Source organism: uncultured Lactobacillus sp., from assembly GCF_947367085.1.
In the GTDB taxonomy this organism is placed as follows: domain Bacteria; phylum Bacillota; class Bacilli; order Lactobacillales; family Lactobacillaceae; genus Lactobacillus.
This window is the reverse complement of sequence record NZ_CANBCP010000057.1, coordinates 1-11,012: the sequence shown is the minus strand read 5'-3', so window position 1 is coordinate 11,012 and position 11,012 is coordinate 1. Positions and strand designations below refer to the sequence as shown.

Below are 11,012 nucleotides of genomic sequence, written 5' to 3'. Positions count from 1 at the left end.
ATACCAAACTAGGTATGCTTAAAGATTTATTACTTTCATAGGCAAAGCACACGCCAATAAAGACAAGTACTAATAACCAAGAATAATAAATTATTCCGGGTATTCCTAGAAAGATAAAATGTCGCTTCATTAGAATTTAGGTCCCACCTTTTATAGATTTCTTATCCATTATACCAGAAATTGGACAAGAGCTTTTTGTTTATATATGACTTTTAGTTTACAATAGAGATTGCCAATAATATAAGTGGAGGAATTACTATGAAAATAGGTGTAATTACCGATAGTGCTGCCTATCTTAGCAAAACACAAAGTGAAAAATATAATATTGACATTATCCCTATTCCAATAATTTGGGGAGAAAAAACTTACTATGATCTAGTAGATATCGGTTTTAAAGAATTTTATGAAAAGCTTAGTTCTTCCAAAGAGTTGCCTACTACTTCGCAGCCAGCAATTGGTGAAATTCAAAAGCATATTGATAAATTTGTAGATCAAGGCTATACTGATATAATTTTTATTCCAATTTCAAGTGGACTTTCAAGTTCTTATAACACAGTAGCAAGTCTTGCAAAACAAGAAAAACGGATTAATATCCATCCTTTTGATCCTAAAGTTACGTGCGCTGGGCAAGCAGATCTTGCTTTACTTGCCGCAAAATTGGTTCAACAAAACGCCAGTTTAGATTTAATTATGCATGATCTTGAAGATTTAAGAAATACTCTCGACGTTCGTTTCATGGTTGATAATCTTAATCACTTAAAACGAACAGGGAGACTGTCAAATGCGGCTAGCTTTGTCGGTTCTATTTTAAGAATTAAACCAATTTTATCAATGGACGTTCAAAATAAAGGCCAGATTTCCGCAATTGCCAAAGAACGACAATATAAACGTGCCTATAACCATATCAAAACTGATTTCACTAACCTTACAAAAGACGTACCATATCCTGTTCACTTAACTATTTTTCATGCTGATGATCAAGAACGAGAAGACGAATGGGTTAATGATTACAAAAAGAGCTTTCCAGATGTTAATGTCGACCAAAGTATTATTGGACCTGTGGTAGGAGTTCATGTTGGTCAGCATACAATTTCTATGATCTGGGGTAGAGATTTAGATTCTTACTTTGACGAGCAAGGAAAGCCTTTACCAAAAGAAGAAATTCACTCACCAGTTTTAAATGATGATTAAAAAAATATGCCTTCAATCAAAGGCATATTTTTTTCTTTAAAATTTTAGCTTTAGGTTCCAATTATCGTGCACACTAGTATCGTACAATGTTTCAAGATAAAGCTGAACTTCAGGATTTTCTTTGACTAAGACCTTATAAGTTTCAGACTCATGTAATTTATCAAGTTGAGCAATAGAAATATGATTCTTTCCAGTGAAAAAATTATAATTCATCTGACTGAATAGCTTTCCCATGTCCCTAATTAAATCTAAACTATTATGATATTTTTTAAGATCCTTCTGCATTAAATTAGCTGCTAAACTCCCAAGTTGGATATTTTCTAAATAATCGTGAAAATGAGTTAAAGTCCAATCTTGCGTTTCTTCATCGCTTAAATAAGGATTCATCTCAAAACTATGCCGATGATAGGTCAATTGATTTTTCTTAATGTATACTTCTCCATAGCCTTGATCAGTAGAGCAAAAAGATGAACTGACAATCTCAGTAGTTGGCGTAGGAACTTGCGGATCCAAGATATTTTGGGCATGAATGTGTCCTGAAAAAACAAGCTTTACCCCATATCGCGCAAATAATCTTCTCACTTCATTTGCATTATCAAGTACATAACTTTTATTTACAGCAGGATTATGAGCGTATAAATTGTGGTGCATGAATACAAGTGGATGAAGAGAATTCTGCTGGGCTTGTTTTAATTGCTCTTCAAACCATTTTAATTGTTTTTTACCTATTTGGCCGTGAGTTGCAGGAGCCGAAGTTGACTCTTCACTTTCATAGATATTAGAATCAAGCATGATCAACAAAAAGTTGGAATTAAGTTTCTGGCTATAGGCTAAAGAACTATCATCTTCACTAAAAGAGTCTTTATAGGATTCAGAAAAAATATTTTTCCAAAATAAAGGAGAGATTTGTCCGGCATAATATTGCTTTTTACCGCGAAATTCACGTGCCCAACCATCGAAAATATCATGATTTCCGGGTAAGATAAGTAATTTGGTTTTACCTTTTAACGGTCGGAAAATCTCTGCAAAGCGTTGAGCTGAGACGCGCTCACCATTAAAAGTCACATCTCCTGTTACGATTATGGCATCTGGCTTTTTTTCTAAAGCCATTTTTACAAATGCTCTTAAAGCCACTTCTTGATAGTAAAGATCTTTTCCTTGGCTTGTTTTTTGCATTTGTGAGAAAGCCTGCCCATTATCATGTAAACTATCAGCTATTAAGTGAGTATCAGAAATTACCCAAAATTTTGTTGCATCATTTTTAGTAATCATCTTAATTTAACGTTTTCTTGCATTAGCCCAATATTGATAATAATCTGTTCTTAAATTACCATTGTAAAACTTACGTTTCTTTGTTGCAGTAGCGCCGAAGAATTTTTCAAATTGTGGATCTGAAGTTAAGTAATATTGACTAAAACTTGTCAATGGTCGCAAAGTTTGACCCATTTCTTCATAGATCTTTTCGGCAGCTTGTCTATCTTTCAAACGTTTACCGTAAGGTGGATTAGCTATAATCACCCCATTTTCAAGATCCGTTGAAAAATCTTTGACAGCTACTTGCTTAAATTTAATATCTTGCAACACTCCAGCGTTATGGGCATTTACCTTGGCTATTTCTAAGATAGATTGATCAATATCACTAGCCAAAATTGGGGCATGATCGGCTTTTTGTGCGGCTTTTGCCTGTTCAACTAACTCTGGATGGATTTTTTTATCAAACCAATCAAAATTATCAAAAGCAAATTTACGCCAAATACCGGGAGCCACATTCTTTGCAATTAAAGCTGCTTCAATTGCAATAGTTCCTGATCCTGTCATTGGATCAATAAAGGGATGACTGCCATCAAAAGGAGTCAATTCAATCAATCCCGCAGCAAAATTTTCTTTTAAGGGAGCGCCACCATGTTCAACACGATATCCCCGTTTAAATAAACTCGCTCCTGTCGTATCTAAACTTAACCGGACAATATCTTTATTGATATGAACATCTAAAGGATATTCACTCCCGCTCTCAGGTAAAAAGCCACGCCGATGATATTGATCAGTCATTTTATTCACAATCGCCTTTTTAACAATCGATTGTACATCAGGTTCAGAATGTAATTTACTTCGTACACTTCTGCCCTTTACAGGAAACTTAGCATCAACAGGCAATAAAGTTGCCCAGTCATAATTATAAGTTTCTTCGTAAAGTGTATCGAAATCAGTAGCTTTAAATTCTTTAAGTAAAATTTTTACACGATCGGCGCTTCTTAACCAAAGATTCGCTTTAACAATATCTTCTTGACTACCTTCAAAAAAGACACGTCCATTTTCGGTTTTAGTTTCATAGCCTAATTTATTCAATTCTTTGGCTACAATACTTTCAAAACCAGCACCCATCGTTGCATATAAAGTATATTTTTTCATTTTTAATTCTCTTTTTTTCTATAAAAAAAGGTTGAGCAAGAAGCTCAACCGACCATACAAGTTTCTATAAGCCACGTTCTGTTCCAGTAAAACTTGGTCAAATTTTACCTTCAGCAATCATCTATCTTCATTAAAAAATGATCCCATCTTTAGTTCAATTCCATAGATGGAGACGCCCCTACCAAATTTGGGTTGCCCGCTTGCAGGGTTTACCTCGTTCCACCAGCCAAGTTTCCTCGACTGCTTCGTCACTGTGGCACTTTTCAGGATAGTAACGCATGTCTAAAAGATTTAGCGCTTTTTCCGCCGTGATCTTATAAAAGATCCCGCAGCTTATTAGGCTGGGTACAAAAACTACGAGCATCGCAGCTCGTGCGTGCGTGGACTTTCCTCAGCTAACCTATAGTTAACCGCGATTGCTCAAAACTTGCTTTTACATTATACCATATTAATTAGCTTGGTAAGTTCTATCTTGAGCGTTCATTCTCTGTTCAAGATTGTAAACTTTTCTTTCTAATGTAGAAATTCTTTGAAGCATGGCTACATTAGTAGTGATTTCTGAATTTTCATTTTCATTGTGATAAAGATTGCTTGAATTGTAAGAACTATTAGAAGGATGATAAGTCTTCATATCATCGTCTACTTGACTTACCTTATTTGCATCTTCTTGAGCTTGTGACAGTTCAGATTTTAATTCACTGATTTGATTCTGTAAATTTTCGATAATCGACACGAAAGTTTGATAATCACCGATTATAGTATCAAGATAACTATCAACTTCATCTTGATCATAACCCTTCATTTTTGAACGAAATTGTTTTTTCAAAATATCGTTAGGTGTTAATTGAACATCATTCATACTTGCCATATTAAAACTAACTCCTTCGTGTTTTATTTTAACAAAAAGCATAGACTAAAAAAACTAAGAAATGTTTAATAATAAAAAAAACTATATTATTTAATAAAAATCAGGATTATGATTTTCACTATATTCTTGTGCAGCATCCTGCAGATCGTAAAAATCAATCAAATTAAGCGGATAATCTTTCTGTTTTTGATATTTTTGAATTAAATCATAGTCATAATGCGGTTTTCCGGGATGTTCAGGATCATAAACAAGCAGTGCTCGATCGGTATGATTAATCATAAAATTTTGATACGAACGCAATTGAATAGGACTTTGATATGGTGATTTTGATGTAGACGCAAAAAAATCAACTTCTTGCTTTAAATTTGAAAATTGAGCCTGATTACTTTCATTCCAGCGTTTTGAAAAATCAATATAAGGCGTAATCATCGAACAATGCAGGTTATACTCATTCCTTAACTCGATAGCTGATTGTAACGCCCACTGCTCAATTCCAAGATTAGGACCAGAAATTACCCAATCAAGTTGACCTTCATCAATTAATCTCTTTAGATAATTTTTGATTGCATACTTAATGACAACAATTTTCTTATCTTTAGGATCAAAGACTCCTAATTCAAAACTACGATATCCTGAGATCCATAATCGCTGCAATTTATTTATACCTCCATTCTTAATCAGATAATTAATTTGTTATAATGCTAACAGGAGTGAATACAATGGTCAAATATCCTACTGGTAGTTTAACGCCATATGCGAAAAATAATAATACAACAATCTCTTCTCATAAAAAACACAAAACGAGTGTGAATTTTTCTGATCGAGGAATGACACTTGAACAACAAATCAATGAATCAAATAAGTATTATCTTTTCCAAGACATTGCTGTCGTGCATAAAAAACCTACGCCAGTTCAAATTGTTAAAGTTGATTATCCTAAACGATCTCGTGCGGTTATCAAGGAAGCATATTTTAGACAAGCTTCAACAACCGACTATAACGGAGTATATAAAGGTTATTATTTGGACTTTGAAGCAAAAGAAACCCGAAACAAAGCTTCTTTTCCACTTAAAAACTTTCACGAACACCAAATAGTTCATTTAGATAAATGTCTCAAACAAAAAGGAATTTGTTTTACAATTATAAAATTTGTAAGTTTAAATAGATATTTTGTTACCCCGGCCAGTTTTATTATCAATGCATGGAATCAAATTGATAAGAGTTCAGTAAGCTTAAATGAGATTATTGAACACTCATACGAAATTAAAAGTGGCTATCGACCAACTCTTCCCTATTTAGAAGTAGTTGATAAATTTATTTTAGATAGGAATTAAAATGGCACAAAACAATCAAAATTCACGTATGTCAAATTATCACCGTAATGAAAAGCCTAAAAAAAGACTCTGGCTTCAAATCATCAAATGGTTTTTCATTATTGCATTACTAATAGTAGTTGCAGGCGTAGGTTTATTTGCTTACTATGCTAAAGATGCACCAAGTATTTCACAAAATGAATTACAAAGTGGTGGAACTTCGAGTCTTTATACTAATGACGGAAAGTTCTTGCTATCTTTAGGATCTGAAAAAAGAACCTATGTAACTAACAAGGAAATTCCCCAACAGTTAAAGGACGCAATAATTTCGACAGAAGATCGTCGTTTTTATAAAGAAGGCTTGGGTCTTGACCCTATTAGAATTATTGGGTCTGTCTTAGTCAATGCTCGCTCAAATAGCGTTGCCGCTGGTGGATCAACAATCACACAGCAACTAGTTAAGTTATCTGTTTTTTCAACTTCAGCATCGCAAAGAACATTACGAAGAAAAGCCCAAGAAGCTTGGCTGTCAATGAAGGTTGAACGTGAATTTTCTAAAGACCAAATTTTAGAATATTACATCAACAAAGTTTTCATGAACTATGGAAATTACGGTATGGGAACAGCTGCCGAATATTATTATGGTAAAAGCTTAAAAGATCTTGATTTAGCCCAAACGGCACTTTTAGCAGGAATACCAAATGCTCCTACTCTTTATAACCCCTACCTTTACCCAAACAAAGCCAAATATCGTCGAGATATTGTTTTAAAATCAATGCTCGCAAATAAAAAGATCACCAAGGCACAATATAATCAAGCAAAAGCTGAACCAATAACACAAGGCCTAGTTCCCCAGAAAAACAATATTGAATCTGATTTAAGAAAAGTTGATGATCCTTACATTAAAGAAGTCATCAATGAGGTAAAAGAAAAAGGATTTAATCCCTATACAGATAATCTAAAAATCACCGTTAACATTAATCAAGATGCCCAACAACATCTTTACGATTTAGCAAACAATGGTGAAGTCCCTTTTACCAATGATAAAATGCAAGTCGGAGCAACTGTTGTTGACCCAACAAATGGACATGTTATTGCAATTATAGGTGGCCGAAAATTACCATCTGTTCAATTAGGTTTAAACCGTGCCGTTCAAACAGGTCGTTCAACTGGTTCTACGATTAAACCAGTTTTAGATTACGCACCGGCGGTCGAATATTTAAACTGGGGCACTTCACATATGCTAGATGATACTAAGTACATCTACCCAGGAACAAACATTCAATTATACGACTGGGACAATACTTATATGGGTCGTATCACCATGCGTAAAGCGCTAGAACAATCTCGAAATGTACCAGCGGTTAAAACACTAGCTAAAGTTGGATTAAATCGAGCTGCTTTATTCGCAAGAAAGATGGGAATTAATATTGGATCTGATGCTGGTCTTTCTGTGGCAATTGGTGCAAATGCTTCTTCGCTTCAAATGGCTGGAGCTTTTGGAGCTTTTGCTAACAACGGAATTTATCATAAACCACAGTTTGTTTCTAAAATTGAAACTGCTGATGGATTAGTTCATAACTATGATAGTTCTGGTAATAAGGTAATGAAGAATTCAACTTCTTACATTATGACTAACATGCTCAAAGACGTTTTAACTAAGGGTTCAGGTACAAATGCTAGAATTTCTGGTTTACATGAAGCTGGGAAAACTGGTACTGTTAAATATTCTGATGAAGACTTAGTAAAATTCCCGCAATACGCTGGTACTCCAAAAGACTCCTGGTTCGTTGGCTACACCAAAGCTTATTGCATTGGTATTTGGACAGGTTACGACAACTTAAAAGATGGAACAATCTCAGGCAGTGGTGAACAATCTGCACAGCTTTTATACAAACATATGATGTCTTATCTGATGAAGAATAAAGAAAACAAAGATTGGAAGAAGCCATCAACAGTAGTCAAACGGCGAATTGTAAATGGAACTGCTAGAAGAGTAGCATCCCCATCTTCTCATAATTTTACTTGGGAATTATTTGTAAAAGGACACGCTCCGGCCAATCCATATCATGAAACTAAGGACGATAATGAAGATGACGAAGAAATCGATACTCACTTTGATACCAGCAGTAGTGACAATACTACCACTACAGTAGAATCAGATAATGAAAGTGGTTCAACCAGTCAATCTAATGATCAAACTTCAGATGATGATAAAAAGCAAGATGATAATGACCAATCATCTACTAACGACACCACTTCTGATAAAAATGATAATAATCAAACCAATCAGAATCAGTCAAATAATAATTCATCAAACACTACAAGTAATAATCAGAGTAATGTAAATCAAAATTCTTCATCAGGCTAAAAACAAAATAATAAACAACATTAAATTAAAATCTCAAAGCAACATTTGGCTTTGAGGTTTTTTATATCAAAAAACCTAACTTCGAGAAACTTTCAAAGTTAGGTTACAAAATATTTCGATTTTTAGACTTATTAATCAGGTAAATAATGATATGGATTTTTATCTTTACTTCGAGCTGGCATTGTATATCGTCCAAATAAGATCATCGCATGGTGCGTTTTGATCCATTGATCCTTAGGCAATAATTGCTCTAAACGGAGCTCAACATCATGAGGCTTAGCTTTTTGATCAACTATTTTAAACGCTTTTGAAATACGTGATACATGGGTATCAACTGCAATTGCAGGAATATTGAATCCTTCGGCTAACACCACATTAGCTGTTTTTTCCCCTACTCCGGGCAGCTGCATCAGAAGTTTTTTATCTGCCGGAATTTTACCATTATATTTTTCAGAAATAATAGTTGCAGTTTCTTTTAAATGCTTAGCTTTACTTCTAAATAAACCAATAGTTTTAATATGATCTTCTATATCACCAATCTCAGCTCGTGATAAAGAAAAGCTATCTGGATAATCAGAAAATAGTTTTGGTGTAACCGAATTGACCATTTTATCTGTAGTTTGGGCACTCATTAAAACAGCACATAATAGATGAAATTTTGTATCCCAATTAAGCTCACCTCTTGCGTTGGGATATAAACTTAAAATCTTTCTTAAAACCGTTCTTGCCTGTTCATCACTTATCAACTCTTCTTTTACCATTTTGAATTACTCGTTTCGTTGTAAATAATTTTTAACTTGATCTGGTGACTTTAAACTATGTCTTTGCCAGTTTAATAAAATTCGATCAACATACTTAAAATTATAAACTTGGGCTAAAACTGCTTCTCGTAAAGCCATCTTGATCAACTCTGGATTATAATGATCAACGTTTATCCAAGCCGCAACTTCTTGACGTTCAATGGGACTAAGTAATCGACCGAATTCAATTTCAAACTGTCTGACTAATTGCTGAATTGGATCAGAAATACCTTCCTCTTTTTTATTAATAGATTTAGTACTAGTCGATATTTTAGTATCATTCACAAACTTATCCAACCTTTGATAAAGAAGATCTAGATTATAATAATTACTTATCTTGCCATTATCATTATTATCTTGCTCTAAAGTAATTATCTCTTTATTAATTAACCCTTGAATTAGCTCGGAAATCTCAATCGGGCTTAAATTCATTTTAGATGACAAAAACTTGTCACTAGGGAAGTCATCACCCTTTTGGCTACTAGCCTCTAATTGAATTAAAAGCATAACTTCATTTTCACTCAAATTAAGTTGACTATAATAATTTAAAAGTGCATTAGATATAGTAGTAAAGCCTATTTTACGATAATTGTTATAAGAAGCCATATCTTTCCTTTCAAAAAAGTTGAATTAGCTAATGGCCAATTCAACTCTTTTAAAATATTAAGGTTGCATTCTGTTAATCAATCTTGGGAATGGAATTGCTTCACGAATGTGGTCAAGATGACAAATCCATGCAATTGTACGTTCAAATCCCATACCGAATCCTGAGTGAGGAACTCCACCGAATTTACGCAAATCGAGATACCATTGGTAATCTTCTAAGTTAAGACCAGCTTCTTCGATTTGCTTCTTCAATACTTCGTAATTACCTTCACGTTCTGATCCACCAAAGATTTCTCCGTAACCTTCTGGTGCAATAACATCAGCACAAAGATACTCTTTTGGATTGTCAGGATTTTTCTTCATGTAGAATGGCTTAATTGAAGTTGGATAATTCATAATAAAGACAGGACGGTCGAATTGTTCTGAAATATATCCTTCATCTGGAGCACCAAAATCATCGCCCCACTTAAAGTCTCTACCTGCTTCTTGAAGCATCTTAACTGCATCATCATATGCAAGACGAGTAAAGTTTCCTTCAGTAGTTGGACGAAGTTTCTCAGGATCTCTACCTAGCAACTTAAGTTCATATTCGTTATTTTCCAAGACTTTCTTAACCATGTAAGCTAAGTAGCGTTCTTGAATATCTAATGATTCATCTTGGTGCATCCATGCCATTTCTGGTTCCATCATCCAAAATTCAGTCATATGACGACGACCTTTTGATTCTTCTGCCCTAAATGTTGGACCAAAAGTAAAGATCTTGCCATAAGCCATCGCACCAGCTTCACCATAAAGTTGGCCTGATTGGGATAGATATGCATCATTATTGAAATAATCTACATGGAATAATTGAGTTGTACCTTCTGGAGCTGAGTGCATAAAGATAGGTGCATCAAATTTAATGAAGCCTTCTTTTTCGAAGAAATCAATCGTAGCTTTGAACATCGTATTTCTAATTTGCATAATAGCAAATGGGCGACGACTTCTTAACCATAAATGACGTTCATCAAGCAAGAAATCAACACCATGTTCTTTGTTTCCGATTGGGTAACCTTCATTGTTTGAAATTACTTCGATATCAGAAATTTGAATCTCATAACCAAACTTTGAACGTTCGTCCCTATGAATTTTACCAGTAATGTACATACTTGCTTCTTGGTGCAAGTTCTTAGCTGCTTCAAAAACTTCTTCTGAAACATTTTTCTTTAAAACAACACCTTGAAAGAAGGCGGTACCATCACGCAATTGTAAGAACATAATTTTACCGCTGGAACGCTTATCTGTTAACCAGACGTGCATCTTCACTTCTTGATCAACGTGTTGAGATGAATCTTTAATTGAAATTAATTCTGTCATTGTTAACCAACCTTTATGAATAAACTAGTTCAATTTTATCTTTTAGTTATTAATTTTGCAATAGGACTAAAGAAGTGGTTTTCATGCTAGATATTATC

The 11,012-nt window shown here is 34.2% G+C and carries 10 protein-coding genes and 1 other RNA gene; 3 read left to right on the top strand and 8 right to left on the bottom strand.

Annotation, left to right across the window (positions count from 1 at the left end):
• The first annotated feature begins 258 nt into the window (after nucleotides 1–258).
• Nucleotides 259–1,191 (top strand): DegV family protein, encoded by a 933-nt coding sequence (locus Q0Y70_RS08265; protein WP_297819625.1) that lies wholly within the window; start codon nucleotides 259–261, stop codon nucleotides 1,189–1,191.
• Nucleotides 1,192–1,227: 36 nt separating this feature from the next.
• Here the strand turns inward: Q0Y70_RS08265 and Q0Y70_RS08260 are convergent, their stop codons facing one another.
• The 5 genes from Q0Y70_RS08260 to Q0Y70_RS08240 all read right to left on the bottom strand — a co-directional run bounded on the left by Q0Y70_RS08260 (nucleotide 1,228) and on the right by Q0Y70_RS08240 (nucleotide 5,122).
• Nucleotides 1,228–2,463, bottom strand: a complete 1,236-nt coding sequence (locus tag Q0Y70_RS08260; protein WP_297819622.1) for a metallophosphoesterase — start codon at nucleotides 2,461–2,463, stop codon at nucleotides 1,228–1,230.
• Between the two features lie 6 nt (nucleotides 2,464–2,469).
• The gene (locus Q0Y70_RS08255) at nucleotides 2,470–3,600 is read right to left on the bottom strand and encodes a class I SAM-dependent RNA methyltransferase (protein ID WP_297819619.1); all 1,131 of its coding nucleotides are present in this window, start codon (nucleotides 3,598–3,600) and stop codon (nucleotides 2,470–2,472) included.
• A gap of 62 nt (nucleotides 3,601–3,662) precedes the next feature.
• An RNA gene (rnpB, locus tag Q0Y70_RS08250) (RNase P RNA component class B) lies at nucleotides 3,663–4,028 on the bottom strand.
• A 20-nt stretch (nucleotides 4,029–4,048) separates the two neighbouring features.
• The gene (locus tag Q0Y70_RS08245) at nucleotides 4,049–4,468 is read right to left on the bottom strand and encodes a DivIVA domain-containing protein (RefSeq protein WP_297819616.1); all 420 of its coding nucleotides are present in this window, start codon (nucleotides 4,466–4,468) and stop codon (nucleotides 4,049–4,051) included.
• A gap of 90 nt (nucleotides 4,469–4,558) precedes the next feature.
• On the bottom strand, nucleotides 4,559–5,122 hold the full coding sequence (locus Q0Y70_RS08240) for a DUF1273 domain-containing protein (RefSeq protein ID WP_297819613.1): 564 nt from the start codon (nucleotides 5,120–5,122) through the stop codon (nucleotides 4,559–4,561).
• 65 nt (nucleotides 5,123–5,187) lie between these two features.
• Here Q0Y70_RS08240 and recU point away from each other — a divergent pair, with 65 nt between their 5' ends.
• Entirely contained in the window at nucleotides 5,188–5,802 is a 615-nt protein-coding gene (gene recU / locus Q0Y70_RS08235; RefSeq protein ID WP_297819610.1) for a Holliday junction resolvase RecU, read from the top strand.
• Between the two features lies 1 nt (nucleotide 5,803).
• Nucleotides 5,804–8,152, top strand: coding sequence for a transglycosylase domain-containing protein (locus Q0Y70_RS08230; RefSeq protein ID WP_297819607.1), 2,349 nt, complete (start codon nucleotides 5,804–5,806; stop codon nucleotides 8,150–8,152).
• A 131-nt stretch (nucleotides 8,153–8,283) separates the two neighbouring features.
• Here Q0Y70_RS08230 and nth read toward each other — a convergent pair whose 3' ends face one another.
• The 3 genes from nth to asnS are packed head-to-tail and all read right to left on the bottom strand — an operon-like array spanning nucleotide 8,284 to nucleotide 10,914.
• Nucleotides 8,284–8,913, bottom strand: a complete 630-nt coding sequence (gene nth, locus Q0Y70_RS08225; protein WP_297819604.1) for an endonuclease III — start codon at nucleotides 8,911–8,913, stop codon at nucleotides 8,284–8,286.
• Nucleotides 8,914–8,919: 6 nt separating this feature from the next.
• Nucleotides 8,920–9,558, bottom strand: coding sequence for a DnaD domain protein (locus Q0Y70_RS08220; RefSeq protein WP_297819601.1), 639 nt, complete (start codon nucleotides 9,556–9,558; stop codon nucleotides 8,920–8,922).
• A 57-nt stretch (nucleotides 9,559–9,615) separates the two neighbouring features.
• Nucleotides 9,616–10,914 carry an asparagine--tRNA ligase gene (gene asnS / locus Q0Y70_RS08215; RefSeq protein WP_297819598.1) on the bottom strand — a complete coding sequence of 433 codons (1,299 nt, stop codon included), beginning with the start codon at nucleotides 10,912–10,914 and terminating at the stop codon, nucleotides 9,616–9,618.
• Between the last annotated feature and the right edge of the window lie 98 nt (nucleotides 10,915–11,012).